At 62.7% G+C, this 23,061-nt stretch carries 20 protein-coding genes; 18 read left to right on the forward strand and 2 right to left on the reverse strand.

Features of this window, described 5'->3' with window-relative positions; genetic code table 11:
• Positions 1–53: 53 nt before the first annotated feature.
• Positions 54–1,682 carry a helicase HerA-like domain-containing protein gene (locus HP556_RS14630; protein ID WP_175367502.1) on the reverse strand — a complete coding sequence of 543 codons (1,629 nt, stop codon included), beginning with the start codon at positions 1,680–1,682 and terminating at the stop codon, positions 54–56.
• Between the two features lie 368 nt (positions 1,683–2,050).
• On the opposite strand from HP556_RS14630, the gene HP556_RS14635 reads away from it, so the two are divergent.
• The 6 genes from HP556_RS14635 to HP556_RS14660 all read left to right on the forward strand — a co-directional run bounded on the left by HP556_RS14635 (position 2,051) and on the right by HP556_RS14660 (position 5,742).
• Entirely contained in the window at positions 2,051–2,416 is a 366-nt protein-coding gene (locus HP556_RS14635; protein ID WP_068734292.1) for a hypothetical protein, read from the forward strand.
• Positions 2,417–2,490: 74 nt separating this feature from the next.
• Positions 2,491–2,898, forward strand: coding sequence for a DUF4332 domain-containing protein (locus HP556_RS14640; RefSeq protein WP_175367503.1), 408 nt, complete (start codon positions 2,491–2,493; stop codon positions 2,896–2,898).
• Positions 2,899–3,103: 205 nt separating this feature from the next.
• Complete coding sequence (gene folP, locus HP556_RS14645) at positions 3,104–3,949, forward strand: dihydropteroate synthase (RefSeq protein ID WP_175367530.1); 846 nt, start codon at positions 3,104–3,106, stop codon at positions 3,947–3,949.
• Positions 3,946–4,311, forward strand: a complete 366-nt coding sequence (folB, locus tag HP556_RS14650; protein WP_089266999.1) for a dihydroneopterin aldolase — start codon at positions 3,946–3,948, stop codon at positions 4,309–4,311. Before folP ends, folB begins: the two co-directional genes overlap by 4 nt.
• A gap of 3 nt (positions 4,312–4,314) precedes the next feature.
• Positions 4,315–4,806, forward strand: coding sequence for a 2-amino-4-hydroxy-6-hydroxymethyldihydropteridine diphosphokinase (folK, locus tag HP556_RS14655; protein ID WP_175367504.1), 492 nt, complete (start codon positions 4,315–4,317; stop codon positions 4,804–4,806).
• Positions 4,807–5,043: 237 nt separating this feature from the next.
• Positions 5,044–5,742, forward strand: a complete 699-nt coding sequence (locus HP556_RS14660) for a response regulator transcription factor (protein ID WP_175367505.1) — start codon at positions 5,044–5,046, stop codon at positions 5,740–5,742.
• Here HP556_RS14660 and HP556_RS14665 read toward each other — a convergent pair.
• Positions 5,715–8,690, reverse strand: a complete 2,976-nt coding sequence (locus HP556_RS14665; RefSeq protein WP_175367506.1) for a hybrid sensor histidine kinase/response regulator — start codon at positions 8,688–8,690, stop codon at positions 5,715–5,717. The genes HP556_RS14660 and HP556_RS14665 overlap by 28 nt on opposite strands.
• A gap of 701 nt (positions 8,691–9,391) precedes the next feature.
• On the opposite strand from HP556_RS14665, the gene HP556_RS14670 reads away from it, so the two are divergent.
• The 12 genes from HP556_RS14670 (at position 9,392) to HP556_RS14725 (ending at position 22,550) form a co-directional block, all read left to right on the forward strand.
• The gene (locus tag HP556_RS14670) at positions 9,392–12,157 is read left to right on the forward strand and encodes an autotransporter domain-containing protein (RefSeq protein WP_175367507.1); all 2,766 of its coding nucleotides are present in this window, start codon (positions 9,392–9,394) and stop codon (positions 12,155–12,157) included.
• Between the two features lie 581 nt (positions 12,158–12,738).
• Positions 12,739–14,610: a methylmalonyl-CoA mutase subunit beta gene (locus HP556_RS14675; RefSeq protein ID WP_175367508.1), complete on the forward strand. Its 1,872-nt coding sequence runs from the start codon at positions 12,739–12,741 to the stop codon at positions 14,608–14,610.
• Positions 14,611–14,621: 11 nt separating this feature from the next.
• Positions 14,622–15,089 (forward strand): GFA family protein, encoded by a 468-nt coding sequence (locus tag HP556_RS14680; RefSeq protein WP_093759041.1) that lies wholly within the window; start codon positions 14,622–14,624, stop codon positions 15,087–15,089.
• Positions 15,090–15,118: 29 nt separating this feature from the next.
• Positions 15,119–15,292, forward strand: a complete 174-nt coding sequence (locus HP556_RS14685) for a hypothetical protein (RefSeq protein ID WP_170849709.1) — start codon at positions 15,119–15,121, stop codon at positions 15,290–15,292.
• Positions 15,289–17,442 carry a methylmalonyl-CoA mutase gene (gene scpA / locus HP556_RS14690; protein WP_175367509.1) on the forward strand — a complete coding sequence of 718 codons (2,154 nt, stop codon included), beginning with the start codon at positions 15,289–15,291 and terminating at the stop codon, positions 17,440–17,442. The genes HP556_RS14685 and scpA overlap by 4 nt, the downstream gene beginning before the upstream one ends.
• A gap of 35 nt (positions 17,443–17,477) precedes the next feature.
• Positions 17,478–17,795, forward strand: coding sequence for a nucleotidyltransferase family protein (locus HP556_RS14695; RefSeq protein ID WP_093759043.1), 318 nt, complete (start codon positions 17,478–17,480; stop codon positions 17,793–17,795).
• Positions 17,714–18,130, forward strand: a complete 417-nt coding sequence (locus HP556_RS14700) for a HepT-like ribonuclease domain-containing protein (protein ID WP_244628478.1) — start codon at positions 17,714–17,716, stop codon at positions 18,128–18,130. The genes HP556_RS14695 and HP556_RS14700 overlap by 82 nt, the downstream gene beginning before the upstream one ends.
• Entirely contained in the window at positions 18,127–18,924 is a 798-nt protein-coding gene (locus HP556_RS14705) for a DUF3298 and DUF4163 domain-containing protein (protein ID WP_175367510.1), read from the forward strand. The genes HP556_RS14700 and HP556_RS14705 overlap by 4 nt, the downstream gene beginning before the upstream one ends.
• A complete protein-coding gene (gene meaB, locus HP556_RS14710) occupies positions 18,921–19,904 on the forward strand; it encodes a methylmalonyl Co-A mutase-associated GTPase MeaB (RefSeq protein ID WP_175367511.1) in 984 nt (327 codons plus the stop codon). Before HP556_RS14705 ends, meaB begins: the two co-directional genes overlap by 4 nt.
• Positions 19,905–20,104: 200 nt before the next feature.
• On the forward strand, positions 20,105–20,806 hold the full coding sequence (locus tag HP556_RS14715; RefSeq protein WP_175367512.1) for a pyroglutamyl-peptidase I: 702 nt from the start codon (positions 20,105–20,107) through the stop codon (positions 20,804–20,806).
• Positions 20,807–20,925: 119 nt separating this feature from the next.
• The gene (locus tag HP556_RS14720; protein ID WP_338117570.1) at positions 20,926–22,179 is read left to right on the forward strand and encodes a multidrug effflux MFS transporter; all 1,254 of its coding nucleotides are present in this window, start codon (positions 20,926–20,928) and stop codon (positions 22,177–22,179) included.
• Between the two features lie 113 nt (positions 22,180–22,292).
• Positions 22,293–22,550 carry a hypothetical protein gene (locus HP556_RS14725; protein ID WP_093759161.1) on the forward strand — a complete coding sequence of 86 codons (258 nt, stop codon included), beginning with the start codon at positions 22,293–22,295 and terminating at the stop codon, positions 22,548–22,550.
• Positions 22,551–23,061 lie beyond the last annotated feature (511 nt).

The raw sequence follows: 23,061 nt of genomic DNA on the forward strand, positions 1-23,061 counted from the left end.
GCCGGGACCTGCAAAGCCGCGGGCGGGTGCATAATGGACAGTCTGGACGGTCCTTACCGCTTCAAAATCCCGCCAAGCGTCCCGCGCACGATCTCGCGGCCGATCGAGCTTCCCAGCGAGCCGCCCACCTGCTTGCCGATATTGGCGACGATGCCACCGACGACCTTGTTGGTCACGCTGCGGGTGACGCTCCGCGCAATCACCTGGCCGGTGGAGAGCCGGTTACGGCCGGTATTGGTGCCGAAGATGGTGCCGACGATCGCACCGAGCTGGCCCAAAAATCCACCACCACCGCCGCCACCGCCCGCCGCGTCGCCAGCCTCAGCCGGCGTCGCCGCCGTGCCGGCGATGCGCTTCTGCAGCGTCTCGTAGGCGGATTCGGAATCGATCGCGGTGTCGTATTTGCCCTTCACCGGGCTCGCCGCGAGGATCGCCTTGCGCTCCTCAGGCGTGATCGGCCCGATACGTGCGGTCGGCGGACGCACCATGATGCGTTCGACCATCGCAGGCGTGCCGTTGCCTTCGAGGAACGAGACCAGTGCCTCGCCCTTGCCGAGTTCGGTGATGACCGTGGCCGTGTCGAGTTTCGGATTGGCACGGAAGGTCTGTGCTGCCGCCTGCACCGCCTTCTGGTCCCGCGGCGTGAAGGCGCGCAGAGCGTGCTGAACGCGGTTACCAAGCTGGGCGAGTACGCGATCGGGCACATCGATCGGGTTCTGGGTGACGAAATAGACGCCGACACCCTTGGAGCGGATCAGGCGCACCACCTGTTCGATCTTGTCGAGCAGCGCCTTCGGCGCATCGTTGAACAAGAGATGCGCTTCGTCGAAGAAGAACACCAGTTTGGGCTTCGGCAGATCGCCGACTTCGGGCAATTCCTCAAACAATTCCGAGAGCAGCCACAGCAGGAAGGTTGCGTAAAGCCGCGGGCTCGACATCAGCTTGTCGGCGACCAGGATATTGACCATGCCGCGGCCGTCGCGGTCGGTCTTGAGAAAATCTTTCAGCTCCAGTGCCGGCTCGCCGAAGAATTTATCGGCGCCCTGGTTCTCCAGCACGAGCAATTGGCGCTGGATGGTGCCGATTGTCGCCTTGGTGACGTTTCCGAAGCTCAAGGCCGACTTGCGGACATCGGCAAGCGGATCGACCTCGTCCTTCTTGGCGGTCATCGGCACGATGGCATCGAGCAGCGCGCGCAGATCCTTCATGTCGAGCAGCGTCAGGCCGTTCTCGTCGGCGACGCGGAAGGCGACGTTGAGCACGCCTTCCTGCACATCGTTGAGATCGAGCAGCCGCGCCAGCAGCAGTGGCCCCATCTCCGAAATGGTCGCGCGCACCGGATGGCCCTGCTCGCCGAACACGTCCCAGAACACGGTCGAGAACTGATCGGGCTGGAACGTCAGCGCCATCTCCTTGGCGCGCTGCAAAATGAAGTCCTTGCCTTCGCCGACTTCGGCGATACCCGAGAGGTCGCCCTTGATGTCCGCAGCGAAGACAGGCACACCGGCACGTGCAAAGCCCTCCGCCATCACCTGCAGCGATACGGTTTTACCTGTTCCCGTCGCGCCCGTGACGAGACCGTGGCGATTGCCGAGGGCCAACGTCAGCCATGCCGGTTGGTCGCCCTTGCCGATGAAGATCTTGCCGTCGGTATCGCCTGACTTCAGTTCGGTGGTCGCCATCGGATCGCCTCTGTCGCGCGCATCAAGAAAAAGATTTCAAAAAAATTTGCGGCTCACCATGATCTTACCGCATCTTGGCGAGCGATTGAAACGCAAAGCGTTCCCGCCACACCTGAAACCCGTCCGTCGTTCCCACGGACGAAACACAAGCCGTATCTTTTTGCTCTTTCCAAAGTACGGCGCTGTCGCATCTGCGAACAATTGACCAAAATTTCACGTTTGCTCTTGCATTGGTGCAACACTCGATACGCGATCACACTGAATCGCACGTCGGGCGAGTTGGCGCGCTTGTAATTCGAATCACAGCGGCTCAAGATCACTTTTCAACATAAGGGCATCGGCACTCAACCGATGTGAGGCGGGGCATCATGGACGAATTGATCAAAGCGCTGACCGCAAAGGTCGGCATCGACGAAGCTGTGGCTGAAAAGGCTGTCGGCATTATCTTGGGGTTCCTGCGCAAGGAAGCACCGGCCGCGCCGGTCAATGCGCTCATCGAAAAAATTCCGGGTGCGGATGCGGCCATCGCATCGTCAGAGGGCGGTGGTGGATTGAGCAGCCTGATGGGCGGCGGCATCATGGCCCTGGGCAGCAAGCTGATGGGTCTCGGCCTCGGCATGGGCGAGATCCAGAGCGTCGCGCGCGAGCTGTTCAAGTTCGGCCGCGAGAAGATCGGCGCGGATGCCATGGACGAGATCGTTGCCGGCACACCTGGCCTGAGCCAGTTCTCCTGACCGTCTGTTACGTCAGCAGCCGCGCGTAAGCGTCCAGCATCTTCATACGTCCGATCTTCATACGTCTGAGTACCATGACATATCCCATCTCCAAGATTGACGGTTTGACGGCCTTCGCCGCGACCAAACTGAAAAAGGCAGGCATCCGCACCATGGAAGGGCTGCTGGACGCCGCTCACTCCGCGAAGTGCCGCAAGGAACTCGCTGCCAAGACCGGGTTCAGCGAACAGCAGCTGCTCGAATGGGCGAACCTCGCCGACTACCTGCGCATCCCCGGCATGGGCAAGGCCAAGGCTGAACTGCTCCGCGCCTCCGGCGTCAACACGGTACGCGAATTGACCCACCGCAACCCGTCCCGCCTTGCTCAGGCGATGCGCGACGCCAACGACAAGCGCAAGCTGGTCCGGGTGATGCCCTCGGAGAAGTCCGTCGGCGACCTGATCGAAAGGGCCCGCCAGCTGCCGCTGAAGATTTCGTATTGAGGCCGGACCCGGTCTCTCAGCTGTCGTCCCCGCGCAGGCGGGGACCCATAGCCACCGAAGATTTGATAAAAGCGCTGTGGGCACGTCTCTGTTCTAACTTTGACGTCCGTGGTTATGGATCCCCGCTTTCGCGGGGATGACAGCCGAGATGGCCGGCAACCACCTCGATCTTGACTCCCTCCCCCCGACCGCGCAAAGCGACCTCATGATCGCGCGTCCGACCACGTCTGCTCCGACCGCCCACCCGGTGCTGGCCGCGCTGCTGGCATCGCCGGTGCCTGCCGTGATGGGCATCCTGAATGTCACCCCGGATTCCTTCTCCGATGGCGGCCAGTTCGATGCCCCGGAGCTCGCGCTGGCGCAGGCGCGGCGGATGATCGCCGAGGGCGCCGGGATCATCGACATCGGCGCCGAGTCCACACGGCCCTATGGGTCCCGGCCGGTCACTGCCGATGAAGAGTGGGCGCGGCTCTTGCCGGTGCTGGCTGACGTCGTCGCGCTCGGCACGCCGGTGTCGATCGACAGCATGAAGGCGTCCGTCGTCGCCAAAGCGCTCGCCGCCGGCGTCGCCATCGCCAATGACATCTGGGGCCTGCAGCGCGATCCCGACATGGCGCGCGTCATCGCCGAGCACAGCGCGCCTGTCGTCGTCATGCATAACCGCGACGACGTCGATGGCAGCATCGATATCGTCGCCGACATGAAAAGCTTCTTCGCACGCTCGCTGGAGATCGCCGCCAGGGCCGGCATCCCTGCGGGCCACATCGTACTCGACCCCGGTATCGGCTTCGGCAAGACGCCTGAGCAGAGCATGATTGCGCTGGCGCGGTTCGACGCGCTGACCAGTTTCGGCCTGCCTGTACTGATCGCCGCCTCGCGCAAGAAATTCATATCGACCGTCGTACCGTCGGAGCCACAGCAGCGCATTGGCGGATCGCTCGCCGCGCATCTGCTCGCGGTGCGGCACGGCGCCAAGATCGTCCGCGCCCATGACGTCGCGGAAACCGTTCAGGCGCTGCGCGTCACCGCAGCCATCGAGGAACTAAGATGACCGACATGATCTTCATCAAGGGCGTATCCGTGCATGCCCATCACGGCGTGCTCGATTACGAAGGCGTCGTCGGGCAGCGCTTCGTCATCGATCTCGAACTCGACGCCGATATCGACCTTGCCTCGCGCACCGACCGCCTTGCCGATACCGTGTCCTATGCCAATGTCGTCGCCACCGCTATCGCCGCTTTCAAGGACACCAATTACAAGCTGCTGGAACGCGCCGCCGGTGCGGTGGCCGATGCGGTGCTCGCGGATTTTCCGCGCATCAGCTCGGTCAAGGTCACCGTGCACAAGCCGCACGCGCCGATCGCCGCGATCTTCGACGATGTCGGCGTGGTGCTGCGCAGATCGCGGGCGTAACCGATGGCCAGCGTCCTCATCGCGCTCGGCGGCAATGTCGGCGATGTCCGCATGACCTTCCGCAAGGCGATCGGCAATATCTGCGGCATGACGCAGGCCGCGTTGATCGAACGCTCGGCAGACTACAGCACGCCGCCGGTGGGAGATGTGCCGCAGGACCACTTCGTCAATGCGGCAATCGAGATCGAGACCGAACTCGATCCGCACGCGCTGTTGTTCACGCTGCACAGGATCGAACACAAGTTCGGCCGCAACCGCGTTGCCGAGGGGCACTGGGGTCCGCGGCCGCTCGATCTCGACATGATCGCCTATGACGACGTGGTCATCGCCAAGCCGGAACTGCACCTCCCCCACCCGCGCGCCACTACCCGCGCCTTCGTCCTGGTGCCGCTGGCCGAGATCGCCCCGGACCGGATGATATCAGGCAAGACCGTTGCCGAGCATCTGAAGGCCCTCTCAACCGACGGCATCGAGAAGCTGCCGGATCTGGATTGATCTCTTTCACCTCTCCCGTTTGCGACAGGAGTGGTTGTCTAATTCTCCAATAGCCAGCATGCCGCTGAGAATTTGACGGATCGCTTAACCTTGGCGCCATCGCGCGTGCACGTTGAGTGCGGTCAGCAACTTTCGCCTTTAAATCCGCATATGAGCAGTTCTCCAGCCCTTCACCGTGGTTTAAGAGAGGGCACAAATGAAGATATCCTCCTCTGCTGGAGGTTAGGTACGTAGAATATGGCCGAGCGGCGTCCGTCAGTCCTTCTCGTCGAAGACGAAGTCTTTGTGCAGACGCTTCTCGCTGCGTATCTGGAGAAGGAGGGCATCTCGGTGACCGTCGTATCGACTGCAGCCGAAATGCGTGCAGCGTTGCGATTGCCTGGGCAACCGATCGATGCAATCGCTCTCGATCTTGGTCTTCCCGATGAAGAGGGGCTCGCTCTCCTCCGACAGCTCCGGACACGGCTGAATATACCGATCTGCATCACCACGCGGGACAGCTCTGCCGCCAGCCGTAACGTCGCGGCTGAGCTGGGGGTCGACGACTATCTGGTGAAGCCGTTCCACCCACGACAACTCATCGCCAGCCTGATGAGACTGCTGGGCAGAAATAGTGGGAAGAGCGCGCCAATTCGATTTGAAGGATGGTCGCTCGATAACGGTGCCCGCATCTTGACGAACCCACAAGGGCACCCCCTTCCCTTGACACCCGCTGAATTCGATGTGCTGGCAGCGCTGCTGATCGCCGAAGGGCGTACGATATCGCGTGCGCGTCTGCTGGATGCGATCGGGTCCGACAGCAGCAGTGAGTCGTCGCGCATGGTGGACGTGGTTGTCAGCAGCCTGCGGCGCAAACTAGGCGATCCTTCGCGTATGCCCCGTTTGATCGTCACCGTACCCGGCGTCGGCTATCGCTTGTGCAGCAGTCCGGATTGAAGGCCTCGGAGATTTGCGACAGCGCGTTCCGCCAAGGCAAGCGTAGCATGGATGTCCGCGTCCTCTACTGTCGACGATTGAGCTAGCCGATTTTCCAGCGTCGCAGCGGCCGCGCTCAATGGTATCAGTCCGGCAAGCCCCGCCGCCCCAGCCAACTGATGTGCAGCACGGCGGGTGGCCCGCCGGTCACCGCTTTGTATGGAAGCCTCGATCGTTGCCGTGCTCCGTTCCACGGCCGCCAGGGCTTGCCCGATGAGTTGTTCAACGGTTGCTGCTCCGAGTTCTCCCTGCAAGGATGCCAGGAAATCGTCCCGGTGCATTTGCGAGCCGGACTGAACAAGCGGCCGTCCCGCACAGACCGCCTCGATCGTCCGCTGCAGGTCCTCGGGCATGATCGGCTTGGACAGGTAGCCATCCATCCCCGCCTGCACGCAACGCTCGACCACGCCCGCCGTGACATTGGCGGTAATGGCAACGATCGGAACAGTCGCACCTTTTCCGCCCAGGGTACGAATGTATCGAACCAGTTCTATTCCGCTCAGGCCAGGCATTTCGAGATCGACGAGTACCACGTCCACCGGCTGCTCGGTTAATAGCGCCAGCGCCTGTACACCGTCCGCGGCTTCCCTGACACGATGCCCCTTCACGTCGAGCAAGCCGGAGAGGACGAACCGATTGTTCTCGTCGTCGTCGACGACAAGAACGCTGAGAGTTTTGCGTATGGCATCGTCCCGTTGGGGAGCAGCCTGGATGTCGATCTCGCCTGCATCCGTCGGTGGCAATGGCAATCGGACCTGAAACCTGCTGCCCTGCCCCGGCTGGCTATCCGCCGTGATGCAGCCTCCCATTGCTTCGGTCAGCCGCCAACAGATCGCCAGACCGAGGCCGGTACCGCCGAATCGTCGGGCGATCGAGGAATCGGCTTGTACGAAGGGCTCGAACAACCGGCCCAGCCTGTCCCGGGGAATACCGATGCCAGTGTCTGCGACCTCTAATCGGATCCAGTCCACATGGATCGCATCCGGCGCAGCGGACAAGCGAATCTCGCCAGTCTCGGTGAATTTGACAGCGTTGCCGACGAGGTTGAGCAGAATCTGCCGAAGAAGATCAGCATCTCCCATCACGGTTGCGGGCAAAACCTGATCGACGACAAGTTTGAGCGATATAGTCTTCTGCTCCGCGCGCAGGCTCATGATCGCCAGAACATCAGCAAGCAGCGCGCGAAGATCGAAAGCTGCGTAGCTGGTTTCCAGCTTGCTGTCGGAGATTTTCGCGAAGTCGAGAATGCCGCCGATGATCGCGAGCATTGCGGCGCCGGTGCGTTCCGCGACGTTCACGGCGGTACGCACCTTGCCTTGCAGCGGCATCGATTTGAGCAGATGGATGGCGCCGAGCATTCCGTTCATCGGCGTGCGGATTTCGTGACTCATAACTGCAAGAAAATCCGACTTGGCGCGATTGGCCTCGCCTGCTGCAACGAGCGCAGTCTGAAGTTCACGCGTACGTTCATCGACCGCGCGCTGCAGACGCTCTCGTTCTTGTTCCTGGAAGGCCACCAGATCCTGCTGTGCCTTGTCTCTGGCGCTTTCTATTTCGCGGAGGCGTCCGATCGCAATGAGAATGAGCAAAAGCATGATGGATAGATTGTTCCAGGTGATCTCCGATCCCACGGACCAGGATGCTGGCCAGATGCCGAGAAGATGTCCCAGATACAGAAAGAACCTGACGGCTGCGGGGCCGCTTGCAAGCAGAACCAGCCGGGAATTGCCGAAGCCGCGGCGCCAGCTGTCCAGCACGGCGATGATCCATAAGGCTTCATAAGCGATGTGTAGCACCGTCGTGATAGGAACTGTGGTTCTGTAGTCGCCAAACGCAGCGAACAAGGAGCCTGCCAGCAGGATGGCACTGAAGGTGCAGAGCGTTCTCCACCAAATGGCGATGCGATCGATTCCGATGAACATCGATGCCATCGTGCAAAGAAGCACGTGTGCAATCGGGCCGAGGACGCCCGGCGCACGCAAGACGATGTCCCCGCCATCTGTCAGGATGAAACGATATAGGAAGCCCTGAAAGGCCATATCGTAAGTGATTTCGGCGATGGCACCGGCGGCAAGCGCCAGGAACACGCGATCGCGCCGGGCCAGGCCCAGCACTAGGCTAAAGAGCGCCATGGTGCCCATCGATCCTACGAGCAGCATCTCGATGAGCAGATCGGATGCGTCCGCCTCCTGATAGCTGGCCGGGCTCCACAGGCTGGCCTCGATGCTGACAGAAGAGCGGCTTTGCACGCGCAGCGCGACGATCATCCGTTCGCCAGGCGCGAGCGTGACGGGAAATACGGACCGCGCCGCTCTGACCGGACGGCCGTCGAGAGGCGTTCGAGTGCCGGCAAGCAGTATTTCGGAGGGCTTCTCCTCACCGGGGGCGAAGCGGAAATAGCGCACATCCTCCAGCCGCACGACGCCCACGGACAGCCACCGCGTAACCGGTTGATCGCTGCTGTTATAAAATGTGTCGCGCAGCCAGAAGGCAGAGCTTGTGAAACCCTGGGTCAGCGTTCGCAGTGACGCTGCAACCCATCCCGAATGCCTGAGCGCTTCTCCAGCGGAGAGATATCCGTCGCGATCTTCGAGAAATGACAGCGACTGCTCCAGCGACAGATGATCTGTGACGCGCGCCAGATCGACGCCGTCTTCGACAGCGGCTGCGAAACTGCAAGACGACGATCCTGCGATGAGTGCGACGGACACCAGCACATAAATAGCGGCGCAGCGCATATGCGCGGCCAAAACGGATAGCAGGCCGGTCACCATACGCGCTTGCAAGGGCTGCGAGCGTTCAGGCCGGAGAGAATACGAATCCTGCTTCTCTCCTGCGGGAACGTATTCCGAAATGATCGACATCGCATGAAGGTCAGACAGGGCTTTGCCACGAGCGGCCTTTGACATGCGCACTATGTTCGAGAAGCAGACGCAAGTCGCTGTGAAACACGCAGCCGCCAGCGGCACAAGTACCGGCATGCAATCGCATTCACAATGATGGGGATGACGAGCAGAGACGACCGGCGTCTTTACATGCATTTACAACGCGCGATCACAACGCCGGACAAATTTTCCATGACGGAGGGTAAGCAGACTTCAGTCGAGTCGGAATCGAAAATTCCGATTCAAGGGGACGCTCGCGGATGCGGAGCGCGTCAACACGATTGAGGTAAGGCATGGGGATTTCGACATTTCGAGTAATGGTTCTGGACGCTGACAAAGCCATTCACCAGACCCTTCGCATCAGCGGCTTTGCGGCCGCTCTCCTTTTCAGCACGGCGCTCACCGCGCCCGCATTCGCTGGAGGCGGCGCATCGGGACGCTGGGACAGAAACGGAGACGGAGTTTTTCTGGATGGCGCTCACGGAGGCAGCGACCAGACAGCCCCCGGAGCGAGCGGTGACGACGGCGAAGACGCTCCGGATTGCTGCGGCGCCGGCGGCGGCGGCGCTGGAGCGACCGGCGGGCGAGGCGGCTGGGGCATGGACAACGCACCGGGGGGCGCAGGAGGTTCTACTCCTGGAGCAAATGGCGGTGATGGCTCGACAGGCCCCAACGGTTCTGGAAGCGGTGGCGGCGGCGGCGCGCATGGCTTTGTCGGGAGCGCTTTGCCGACATCGGTTGTCAAAGGCGGCGATGGCGGCAACGGAGGCCTAGCCAATGCAGGTCCATCCTGGGTTAACCCGACTGCCGGGGGCGGCGGCGCCGGTGGTTATGGCGCTGTCGTCACCAGATACAGCTCCTATGTGACGGACGTGCTGTCGACTAACGTGACGGGCGGCAATGGTGGAGCTGGCGGTGACGGTTACGCCAGCGCCCACTTGAGCGGCGGCAGCGGCGGCAGCGGCGGCATTGGACTGTTCCTCACGAGCAATGCCGCCAGTACGGCGTGGTTCACGATCGGCGCTGCGGTAACGGGCGGTAACGGCGGTGCCGGAGGGGCGTTTTCCGGCAACGGCGGCAACGGCGGTGTCGGACTGTCTTTCTCGAATTACACCTTATACGCTCAGGCAGAGTTGATGATCAGCGGCACAGTCCTCGGCGGCAACGGCGGTGCTGCAGGCTCGAATGGCGGCGTCGCGGGTCTCGGCGGGGCCGGCTTGGAGGGCGCGTCGATGGGCGTCACGATGCTCGCTGGCGGCTTCATCATCGGGGGCATGAATGGCGATTTCGCGACACGCGCGAACGCCATCAACTTTACGGATGGCAGCAATACCTTGCGCTTTACCGGACCGACGTCGCAATTGATCGGCAACATCAACCTCGAATCCACCGCAGAATTGTGGCTGTTAGGTGCATCCGGCCTGCCGGGCGGTACGGTCATCGGTAACGTCATCACCGGAGCCGGAAGTATCACCAAGGGCGGGACAGACACGCTTGTCTTCACCGCCGCCAATACCTATTCCGGGGGCACGACCCTGCGCGACGGCACGCTGATGCTTTCCGGGGCCGGTACGTTGGGCGATGCAACCAGTACGACGACCGTCGATGGCGGCACGCTCGATCTCGGCGGCACCACCCAGACGCAATCCAGCGTGTATCTCTACCGCGGCATGCTTCAGAACGGGAATCTGAATGCGTCCATCTCCTCGTACGGCGGCACCATCAAGGATCTCGGCGGCACCGCCAGCCTGACCACGATGGATGGCACGACGACGCTGCTGGGCACCAACAGCTATAGCGGCGCCACTGTTGTGAATCGCGGCACGCTCGATGTGCGGGGAACGATCACTGGTACCTCGTCAGTGGGCGTGTACGATGGCGCCACACTGACAGGATCCGGCATTATCGATCCGCCTTTCGTCACCATTTACAACGGCGGCACTTTCAAGCCCGGTGATGGCACGGCGGGAAGCTTTACCACCGTCGAGGGCTCGCTCGCCTTCCAGGCCGGCGCCATCTACAGCGTGATGATCGATCCATCGACGGCATCCTTTGCCAAGGTGATCGCTGGACACACGTCGCCCGGCACTGTGACGATCGACAGCGGCGCGACGGTGAATGCCGTATTCGCCAATGGCAGCTATATCAGCAAGACCTACACGATTCTGACCACGACCGACGGTCGATCGGGCACCTTCGACCCGGCGGTGAAGACCACCAACCTGCCGACGAACTTCCATACCTCGCTCGGCTACGACGCCAACAACGTGTATCTCAACCTGGCGCTGAACTATACGCCGACAGGTCCTTCGGCTCCGGTCTTTACGCCGCTGAACCAGAACCAGCGCAACGCGGCCAATGCCGTGATCAACGTCTTCAATGCAGGCGGAGCAATCCCGATCGCGTTCGGCGCGCTGACGCCGGCCGGTCTGTCGCAGGCGTCCGGTGAAACGTCGGTTGGATCGCAACAGACGACCTTCGATGCGATGAACCTGTTCATGGACGTGATGACCGATCCGTTCGCGGCGGGCCGAAACGATGACGTCTCGCCATCGGCGGGGGGCGTCTCGTCCTATGCCGAGGAGCATTCTCCGCGCAGCGCCTATGCGATGTTCACCAAGGCGATGTCGGTCAAGGCCGATCCGTTCGCGCAGCGCTGGAACGTATGGGCGACCGGCTTTGGCGGTTCGCAGACCACGGACGGCAATGCCGCGACGGGATCGAGCACATCCACCAGCCGCATCTACGGCGCGGCGGTCGGCGCTGATTATCGCGTCTCACCGAACACGCTGGCGGGCTTCGCCATGTCCGGCGGCGGCACCACCTTCTCGGTCGCCAATGGCGGCAGCGGCCGGTCGGATCTGTTCCAGGTCGGTGGCTTCGTGCGCCACACCGTCGGGACCAGCTACCTCTCCGCCGCGCTGAGCTATGCGTGGCAGAATGTGACGACGGAGCGCAACGTCGCCGGCATCGACCAGTTGCAGGCGCGCTTCAACGTCAATGCGTTCTCCGGACGCCTCGAAGGCGGCACCCGCTATGTGACACCGTGGATGGGCATGGGCGCCACGCCCTACGCCGCCGTGCAGGTGACGGCGTTCGATCTGCCGGCCTATCGCGAGCAGGCACTGTCCGGTCCTGGCGTGTTCGCGCTGAACTATGCCGCCAGGGACATCACCTCGACGCGCAGCGAACTCGGTGTCCGCACCGACAAATCCTACGCGCTGACGGACACGATCCTGACGCTGCGCAGCCGCTTCGCCTGGGCGCATGAGTTCAATCCCGACCGCAGCGTCGCCGCCACATTCCAGTCGGTGCCCGGCGCATCGTTCACCGTCAACGGCGCACAGCAGTCCAGCGATGCCGCATTGACCACGGCCTCCGCCGAGGTGAAGTGGCGCAGCGGCTTCTCGCTCTCGGCGATCTTCGAAGGCGAGTTCTCCGACGTCACCCGCTCCTATGCCGGCAAGGGCGTCGCGCGCTATCAGTGGTAAATAGCGAGCGCTACAACTGACTGCTTCAAGACAAGCCGCTCCAGCAATTGCTGGGGCGGCTGAAAGTTGAGCCTTGCCGTGCGGTGCTGCTCAGGCCGGCCCGAAACTCCGACGGTCCGTCGTCAGATCACAGACAGAGATCGCCCCGAACCGGGTGATATCCGGCAAGACCGTTGCCGAGCATCTGAAGGCGCTTTCAACCGACGGCATCGAGAAGTTGCCGGATCTGGATTGAGCGCCGGCCCTCTAACCTCTCCCCGCCCCCGTGCGAAGCGAAGCTTCGCTAGGCGGGGAGAGGTCGCCGCGCCTTCGCGGCGGGTGAGGGGCAGCGCGCCGCCCTATCGTCACGACGTCATTCGCGGATCCCACCGTGCGATCCGCTCCGACCAGATTGGTTTAGCTCGGTGCCCCGCCCCTCACCCGTCGTCGCTGCGCGACGCCACCCTCTCCCCGCATTGCGGGGAGAGGGAAGAAAGCGCCAATTCCGCGCAGGGCCATGCCCGAACAGGCATTGGCAACCCCTTCTCGGCATGGCATTTTCCGGCTCAACCACGAAGCAATACCGGGAGTGAAGTTCCTCAATGTCGACTGCGACTGACGACCTGCGGCTGGCCGCCGATTTTGCGCCTGCGAGTTACGATGACTGGCGCAAGCTCGTCGATGGCGTGCTGAAAGGCGCGCCGTTCGAGAAGCTGATCAGCAAGACCTATGACGGCGTCAAGATCCAGCCGATCTATCCGCGCGCCCGGGATGCGGCGCCGATTGCCAGCCGGCCGGCTGCCGCGCCATGGCAGATCATGCAGCGGATCGACCATCCGGATGCCGCGAAATCGAACAAGCAGGCGCTGCACGATCTCGAAAACGGCGCCACTGGTCTCACGCTGGTGTTCGAAGGCGCCAATGGCGCGCGGGGCTTCGGCCTCGTCGCCTCGCCCGACACCATCGAGACGCTGTTCGACGGCATCTATCTCGACGCCGGGATCGGCATCGAACTCCATGCCGGCCCGCAGTCGCGCATGGCCGTGACGCATCTGGCCGATTACATCAAGACGAAGGGCATCGATCCCGCCACATGCGATATCCGCTTTGGCCTCGATCCCATCGGCGCCACCGCCGTATGGGGCACCAGCGCCTATAACTGGTGGGAGATGGCGCCGGCCGTCACCGACACCATCAAGAAGCTCGCCGCGCAAGGCTTCAAGGGCCCGTTCGCCGTCGCCGACGGCCGCATCATCCACGATGCCGGCGGCTCCGAAGTGCAGGAACTGTCCTACGTCCTCGCGGTGATGGTGTCCTATCTGCGCGCGATGGAAGACCACAATATTCCGCTCGAGACGGCCCGCAGCATGGTCTATGCGCGACTTGCCGCCGATGCCGACCAGTTTCTCACCATGGCGAAATTCCGCGCGCTGCGCCTCTTGTGGGCGCGCATCGAGGAAAGCTGTGGCCTCGCGCCGAAGCCGCTGTTCATCGCTGCCGATACCGCATGGCGTATGCTCACGCAGCGCGATCCCTATGTGAACATGTTGCGCGCCACCATGGCGACATTCGCTGCCGGTCTCGGCGGCGCCAACTCCATCTGCGTGCTGCCGCATACGCTGGCGCTCGGCCTGCCCGACGGTTTCGCGCGCCGTGCTGCGCGCAACACCCAACTGGTGCTGCTGGAAGAGTCCAATCTCGCCAAGGTCACCGATCCCGCCGCCGGCGCCGGCGGCATCGAGGCGCTGACGCGCGAACTGTGCGACGCCGCATGGGCGCAGTTCCAGGACATCGAAAAAGCCGGCGGCGCCTTCCCGGCGCTTGGCAACAATGTGATCCAGCCGAAGGTCGCCGCCACCCGCGCTGCACGTCAGGCCAGCGTCGCCAAGCGCCGCGAAGTGCTCACCGGCGCCAGCGAATTCCCGAACCTGCATGAGGCCCGCGCCACCGTGCTGAAGGTCAAGCCGATCCCCGGCAAGCCCTATGGCAAGGACAAGATCAAGTTCAACCCGCTGGAACCGATCCGGCTGGCCTCGCCCTTCGAGGCACTGCGCGACAAGTCGGATCATCTGCTGGCGCGCAAGGGTGCCCGTCCGAAGGTCTTCCTCGCCAATCTCGGCACGCCCGCCGATTTCACGGCACGCGCGACCTTCGCCAAGAGCTTCTTCGAGACCGGCGGCATCGAAGCCCTCGACAGCGACGGTTTCTCCGATCCAGCCGTACTCGCCAAGGCCTGGAAGGCCTCCGGTGCCGCGCTGGTATGTATCTGCTCGTCCGACAAGCTCTATGCCGGCCAGGCCGCGCCCGCAGCAAAAGCGCTTCAGGCCGCCGGCGCGAAGCATATCTATCTGGCAGGCCGGCCCGGCGACCTCGAGGCGCCCTTGCGCGACGCAGGCGTTAGGGATTTTATCATTGTCGGCGGCGATGCGCTGGCGATGCTGGTGCAGGCCCATGATCTACTAAATTCGGCCTGATGGAGTAAGCCATGACGGCAACGGCGAGCAAACCCGCGCTGACCGGCGGCTGCCAATGCGGCGCGATCCGCTTTGCGCTGTCGGCTGCGCCGACCCGGGTCAGCATCTGCCATTGCCGGATGTGCCAGAAGGCCACCGGCGCGCCATTCGCCTCGCTCGCCGATATCCCGAACGAGAACTTTGCGTGGACCCGCGGCAAGCCGGCGGCGTTCAAGTCATCGTCGATTGCGGAACGCGACTTCTGCGCCAAATGCGGCACGCCGCTGAGCTATCGCGCGATCGGCGGCCCCAAGATCGAGATCATGACCGGCGCCTTCGACCGGCCGGACCGCGTGGTGCCGACGCAGCAATTCGGCACGGAGTCACGCCTGGGCTGGGTCGGCAACGTGTCGAACCTGCCGAGCAAGACGACGATGCAGAATTTCGGACCGGAGAAATGCGCGGAAGTGTTCAGCTATCAGCATCCGGATCATGATTGAGATAGCGTGTTTCAACAAGGATCGCGCGCATGGGCAGTTTGCTATTCGACTTGCTGATGTGGCCGATCGCCAAGGTGCTTGAAAAAGTGTTTGACGTGGTACTCTGGCGGAAAACTGAAACGCCCCCGTCAGACGACCCGACCTACAAGAAGAACGTTCAGAGACTCATCGAACGCAATCGAGAATTCGAGAAACGACCATGACCAAGATTCCTGACTTCACCAACATCGCTTTCTCGCCCATCGCCGCCGGTGCGCCATCGCAGGGCGAACCATGGTTGACGCCCGAAGGCATCCTGGTGAAGCCGGGTTACGGCGAGGATGACGTCAAGGGCATCGATTTCCTCGATACCTATCCCGGCATCGCGCCATTCCTGCGCGGCCCCTACCCGACCATGTATGTCAACCAGCCCTGGACGATCCGGCAATATGCCGGGTTCTCCACCGCGGAAGATTCCAACGCCTTCTATCGCCGCAACCTCGCCGCCGGCCAGAAGGGCCTCTCGGTCGCGTTCGATCTCGCCACCCATCGCGGCTATGACTCGGATCATCCGCGCGTGTCGGGCGACGTCGGCATGGCCGGCGTGGCGATCGACTCGATCTATGACATGCGCACGTTGTTCGCCGGTATTCCGCTCGACCAGATGAGCGTGTCGATGACCATGAACGGCGCGGTGCTGCCAATCCTCGCGCTCTATGTCGCCGCCGCCGAAGAACAGGGCGTGCCGCCGGAGAAGCTGACCGGAACGATTCAGAATGACATTCTGAAGGAGTTCATGGTGCGCAACACCTATATCTACCCGCCGACGCCCTCGATGCGGATCATCTCCGACATCTTCGCCTACACCTCACAGAAGATGCCCAAGTACAATTCGATTTCGATCTCCGGCTATCACATGCAGGAAGCCGGCGCGACGCAGGATCTCGAACTCGCCTATACGCTGGCCGACGGCGTCGAATATCTCCGTGCCGGTCTCGCCGCAGGTATCGACGTCGACCGCTTTGCGCCGCGGCTGTCGTTCTTCTGGGCGATCGGCATGAACTTCTTCATGGAAGTCGCCAAGATGCGCGCCGCGCGGCTGCTGTGGGCCAAGCTCCTGACGCAGTTCAATCCGAAGGACCCGAAATCGCTGTCGCTGCGCACCCATTGCCAGACCTCGGGCTGGTCGCTGACCGCGCAGGACGTCTACAACAACGTGATGCGCACCACCATCGAGGCGATGGCGGCGACACAGGGCCACACCCAGTCGCTGCACACCAACGCGCTCGACGAAGCATTGGCGCTGCCGACCGACTTCTCCGCGCGCATCGCCCGCAACACGCAGCTGTTCCTGCAGCAGGAAACCGGCACCAACCGCATCATCGATCCATGGGGCGGCTCCTATTACGTCGAACGTCTCACCCACGATCTCGCCACCAAGGCCTGGGCGCACATCCAGGAAGTGGAAGAACTCGGCGGCATGGCCAAGGCCATCGAGGCCGGCGTGCCGAAGCTGCGCATCGAGGAAGCCTCGGCCAAGACGCAGGCACGCATCGATGCCGGCCGTCAGGCGGTGATCGGCGTCAACAAGTACAAGCCGGAGAATGAAGAAGCGCTCGACGTGCTCAAGGTGGAAAACTCCACCGTGCGCCGGCTGCAGATCGACAAGCTGAAGCGCCTGCGTGGCGAGCGTAGCCAGGCCGACGTCGATGCCGCACTGGCCGCACTGACGCGCTCGGCCAAGGACGGCAACGGCAACCTGCTGGCGCTGGCCATCGATGCCGCACGCGCCAAGGCCACCGTCGGCGAAATTTCCGATGCGATGGAGAAAGTGTTCGGCCGTCACCGCGCCGAGATCAAATCCATCACCGGTGTCTACAAGCGCGAGGCGTCCACCATGAACGACAAGGTCCAGAAGGTTCAGGCGCTGATCGACGCCTTCGAGGACGCCGAGGGCCGCCGCCCGCGTATCCTCGTCGCCAAGATCGGCCAGGACGGCCATGACCGCGGCCAGAAGGTGATCGCTTCGGCCTTTGCCGATGTCGGCTTCGACGTCGATATCGGGCCGCTATTCGCGACCGCCGATGAAGCCGCGCGGCAGGCCGTCGAGAACGACGTGCACATTCTCGGCCTCTCCTCGCTGGCCGCCGCTCATCTCACCGCCGTGCCGGAGCTGAAGGCCGCGCTCAAGAAGCAGGGCCGCGAGGACATCATGATCATCATCGGCGGCGTCGTCCCCCCGCAGGATTATGACGAACTCTACAAGGCCGGCGCCGAGGCGATCTTCCCGCCCGGCACGGTGATCTCCGAGGCCGCCGAAGAGCTGATCCACAAGCTCAATGCACGGCTGGGCCATAGCGAGGCGGCGGCGTAGCTGCAGCGTCACGGCAAACGTGGTAGGATCGCGGGATGACCGACGTGATCGACATCCCGCTGGAGACGATCCTCGCAAAACTGCGAGCGATTGCGCCTGCCATCAAGGCAGAAGGCGTGACGCGGCTGGCCGTGTTCGGCTCTAGGGTTCGCGGTGACGCACGGCCGGACAGCGATCTGGATATTTTGATTGAGACGTTCGACAGAGCGTCTTCAGCGCGACGCTTCGATCTGTTCAAGGTCATGCATCTCATCGAGGATACGATTGGAATTTGGCCGCACGTCATGTTTCCAACCGAATTGACACCTCGCATCAGGGAACGCATGGCCGACGATCTGATCGAGGTGTTTTGATGCCTCCCACGTCCGAAGATCGTCTGAAAGACATTCTTGATCGCGTTCATCTCATCGAGCGCGTCACGAGCGGCATGGCGCCGGATCAGTTCGCCGAAGACGAAGTTGTTCGCGGTGCGGTAGAGCGCTTCCTTGCCATCATCTGCGAAGCGTCATTGCGGTTACCGGATAACGTCAAGATTCTCGCTCCGCATATCAATTGGCGAAGAATGAATGATTTCGGAAATCACCTCCGTCACGCTTATCATCTAACGGATGCGGACGAAGTCTGGCAGATCGTGCAGAATGACCTGCCTCCCCTCAAAGCCTTTGTTGAAAGCGTCATCCGCGAATGACTATACGTGCCTTTCATCAGTCGCTGCTTGCGGCTTTGCTCCTCGCACTGCCATGCATCGCGCCCGCCCTCGCTGCTGAGCTAAAGCCCGACATCCAGCTCAAGGCCAAATACACCGAGGTCGCCGTCTTCTTCGATGCCGCGATCAAGTCGGATGCCCCGCTGCTGAAATATCTCACATCCGCCAGCAATGGCTGGGCTGCGAAGACGCTCAAGGAGCTGGCCGAGCAGCGCAAGGAGATGAATGATCTCCCTGCCGACATCCGCAACCGGCCATGGGAATCCGAACGAACCTATGCGCAAAGCTCATTGGTCGCGGGTCGCTATGTCAGCATCATTCGCGCGGACTACAACTACACCGGCGGCGCGCATCCCAATCGTGCCAATGACACGCTGCTGTGGGACAGGCAGGTCGGCAAGATGATCAGCATTCGTCCTTTCTTCACCGAGCTCGCCGATAGCGGGCCGGCGATGACGGCGATCCGCGATGCGGTCGTCGCCGATCTGAAAATCGAGAAGAAAAAGCGCGACAACGACAATCCCGACATGAGCCTCGTCGATGCGCTGGAGCCAAAGCTGCTCAAGATCGGACCGGTATCGCTGGCGCCGTCGACATCGGCCGGCAAGAGCTCCGGCCTCAGCTTCCATTACGGCCCCTATGCGGTCGGCTCCTATGCCGAAGGCGATTACGACGCCTTCGTGCCGTGGGAGAAACTCAAGCCCTATCTGTCGGCCGAGGGCAGCGCGATCTTCGGCGGCGAGCGGCCGAAGGACGACGACAAGGGGCCGCAGTGACGAAAGCCCCGATCGACATCGACGCGCTCGCCAAAGACCTCCGCGCCGGCAGCCGCGCCGCGCTGGCGCGGGCGATCACGCTGGTGGAAAGCCGCCGCGCCGATCATCAGGCCGCGGCGCGCGAACTCGTCCAGGCGCTGCTGCCGCATACAGGCCAGGCATTCCGTGTCGGCATCACCGGTTCGCCCGGCGTCGGCAAGTCGACCACCATCGATGTGCTCGGCATGTATCTGATCGAGCGCGGCCACAAGGTCGCGGTGCTGGCCGTCGATCCCTCCTCGGCGCGCACCGGCGGTTCGATCCTCGGCGACAAGACACGGATGAACGATCTGTCCGCCCACCCGAATGCCTTCATCCGTCCCTCGCCGTCCTCCGGCACGCTCGGCGGCGTCGCGGCGAAAACGCGGGAGGCGATGTTACTTTGTGAGGCGGCAGGTTTCGACGTGGTGCTGGTGGAGACCGTCGGCATCGGCCAGTCGGAAACCGCGGTCTGCGACATGACCGACTTCTTTCTGGCACTGATGTTGCCCGGCGGCGGCGACGAGTTGCAGGGCATCAAGAAAGGCCTGATCGAACTCGCCGACATGATCGCCATCAACAAGGCCGACGGCGACAATCTGAAGCGCGCCAATATCACCGCTGGGGATTATCGCGGCGCGCTGCATATCCTGGCGCCGCGCTCGGAGCACTGGCATCCGCCAGTCGTCACCTATTCGGCGCTGACCAAAACGGGTATCGCCGAGCTCTGGGACAAGGTCGTCGCGCATCGCACCGCCATGAACGCGTCCGGCGATTTCGCTGGCCGCCGCCGCGAGCAGCAGGTGAAATGGATGTGGACCATGCTGGAGGATCGTTTGAAGGCGCGGCTGCGCAGCGATCCCGGCATTCGCAGCAAGGTCAAACAAGTCGAACGCGACGTCGCCGATGGCACGATGACGCCGGCCGTCGCGGCGGAAGCGATCGTGGAGTTGTTGAGGTAGCGCGCCCTAACCTCTCCCCGCTTGCGGGGAGAGGTCGGCTGGCGGAGCGCAGCGAAGCCAGACGGGTGAGGGGGACTATCCACTCGCTCCTAGTTCGTGGAGAGTCCCCCTCACCCGCCTTCCACATGCTTCGCATGTTACAGGCGACCTCTCCCCGCAAGCGGGGAGAGGTTAGCGCGCCGTCGCGATCATGGAGGCGAATGTTGAACCGTCCCGGTACATCCCCACGCATCCTCATCACCGGCTTCGGCCCGTTCCCCGGCGCGCCGTTCAATCCAACGCAGGCGCTGGTGCGAAAACTCGCAACGCTGCGCCGCCCCGCTTTCGCGGATATCACCCGCATCGCGCATATTTTCGACGTCACCTATGCCACCGTCGATCGCGAACTGCCCGAACTGATCGCCCGCCATCGTCCGGACGCGCTGCTGATGTTCGGCCTCGCCGCACGCACGCCCTATATCCGGATCGAGACGCGCGCCCGCAACGCGGTGTCGATGCTGTGGCCCGATGCCGGCCACACAACGGTGCGCCGCGCCAGCATTGTTCCGGGCGCCGACGCGCAGAAGTTCGGCCCGCACACGGCGCGTCTGTTCCGGGCTGCCCTCGCCAGTGGCGCCGACGTGCGCCCCTCACGCGATGCCGGCCGCTATCTCTGCAATTACCTGTCCTGGCGCAGCATCGAGGCCACCCGCGCGCCGAACGGGCCACGCCTCGCGACCTTCGTCCATGTGCCGCTGCTGGCACAAGACACCACCTCGCACCGCATGACCTCCGACGAACTCACCGATACCGGTGAAGCGATCCTGCTGGAGATGATCCGCCTGACCCGGGTCAAACTGCGTGATCCAGCCCGGAATCCGGGGTGTGAGACCGTCGAGACGACGCCCCCGACTATCCTCTGAACATCAATTCATAAATTGGGGAAATTCAGCCGATTTCCGCGACGCAGCCATGCCGAAAGTCAACTTGTGCATCGCAGCATGAACACCCTAATGGCGGGAATGCTTTCAGGGACAGCTTTGTGACCGACATCAACGCCGACGCCCCCCTCGCGGTGTCATCGACCCATAGCCCAATGAAATTTGGCGAATTCGTCGTCGTGATCGCTTCGATCATGGCGCTGAATCCGCTTGCCATGGACATCATGCTGCCGGCGCTGCCGCATATCGGTGCGGCCTTCAAGGTCCCTGATGCCAACCGCCTTCAGACCGTCCTCTCGGTCTTCCTGCTCGGCTTCGGCGTGGCCCAATTCGCCATGGGCCCGCTGTCGGACCGCTACGGTCGGCGCCCCATCCTGCTCGGCGGAATGGCCGTCTATTGCGCCGCGAGCGTGCTCGCGCTGTTCGCACCGTCATTCGAAATCCTACTGCTTGCCCGCCTGCTGCAGGGCGTCGGCACCGCGGCGACGCGCGTGATCGCGGTGTCGATCGTCCGGGACTGCTATGCCGGCGGTCGCATGGCCAGCGTCATGTCACTGGCCATCATGGTTTTCATTTCGGTGCCGGTCATCGCCCCGTCTTTCGGGCAGGCCCTGATGGTGCTCACGGAATGGCGCGGCATCTTTGTCGTGCTGATGCTATACGGCTTGCTGACGCTGGCCTGGAGTGCCTGGCGAATGCCGGAGACGCTGCCGGTCGCCAAACGCCGCTCGCTCGCCATTCGTGATGTGCTGTATGCCTATCGGCAAACCGTCAGCCATCGGCAGACGCTCGGTTACGGCCTCGCTGCCGGCATCCTGCAGGGCGCACTGTTCGCTTTCGTGTTCACCTCGCAGCAGGTGTTCACCGAGATTTTTCATCTCGGGCCATATTTCCCGCTTGCCTTTGCTTCCATCGCTTTCGGCGTCGCTGCGGCCAGCTTCTTCAACTCGCGCGTAGTCCATCGCCTTGGCATGCGCGCACTCTCCCACGGCGCCCTGCTCGGTTTCGTCACTGCTGGCGCGACGATGTTATTGGCCGTGGCGATGGGCTTCATGCCGCTATGGTTGTTCATCGCGCTGTCGATGCTGATGATGTTTGCCTTCGGCCTGATGTTCTCGAATTTCACCGCACTGGCGATGGAGCCGCAGGGCCACATCGCCGGCACGGCCTCCTCGCTCTACGGGACGCTGACCACGCTGCTGGGTATCGCCATCGGCACGGTTATCGGCCAGCACTATGACGGCACTCTGCTGCCGTTCGCGACCGGCCTTTTTCTTTGCACCCTCACTGCATTCGCAGTGATCCTCGTGGTGGAAAAGGGCCGCCTGTTCAAGTCTCACAAGATGGTGAGCTGAACGCTCTCGCGGCGTAGCCGAATGGCCGTCGCGCAATTTTGAAATGTCTGGGAATACGTCGGGGCGAACCCGGCGCCGCCATGAACGTTATCAATTTTTACCGGAGCAATCCGATGCCCTACGCACTGTTCTGTGACGACGCGAAACTGAGCAAATCCTATCCGACCGAAGCCGACGTGTGGAAACTTGCCGCCGAGAGCGGCCTTGTCACCGATGTCGAAGCCAAGAATTCGAAGCCGACGCCGCGCCGCGTGCTCGACAACGACTATGAGATCCGTCCCTGCCAGGCGGAGCCCGGCGAATGCCCGGAAAAGAACGAACGCGACGCCCAGGCCGAGAAGGATTTCCAGCTCGCGCTGAAGGGACGATAGCGCGGGGCGCCCAGCGAAGCGACGTCCGAAATTATGCGCCTGCACGCTCCCCCGTTGGCCCAAACTCCGGGGGCGCGATCTTAGCAAAGCCGACAGAACGCAAACCTCAGCCACTCCAATTGTGCCGGGGAATGCCGATCCACACTTGTCATTCCGGGGCGCACGCAAGCGGCGACGCTGAAGTGCGAACCCGGAATCTCGATGTGTTTGGCACGATCGGAGACTCCCATGCTGAGATTCCGGGTTCGCGTGCGCGAAGGTGCGCCCGCGCCCTCAGGCAAACCAATTGGTTTGCCGGGGAATGACAAGTGTGGGGCGGCAAGACAGCGCCAAACATTTTTTCCTATCTTCCGTTGACAACATCCCCATAAGGTTTATATTCCCCTCCGTCCTGCCCCACCGAGAGGGGCGATCGCGATCGTCACGTTCGCGGGGTGGGATGCGGTGGACGCCGGAGATGCGGCGTCACGCGGTTTGGGGGTGACGTCTGTCTTCGGGCAGGACGGATCTG

Origin of the sequence: Tardiphaga robiniae, from assembly GCF_013359755.1 — a bacterium.
In the GTDB taxonomy this organism is placed as follows: Bacteria; Pseudomonadota; Alphaproteobacteria; order Rhizobiales; family Xanthobacteraceae; genus Tardiphaga; species Tardiphaga robiniae.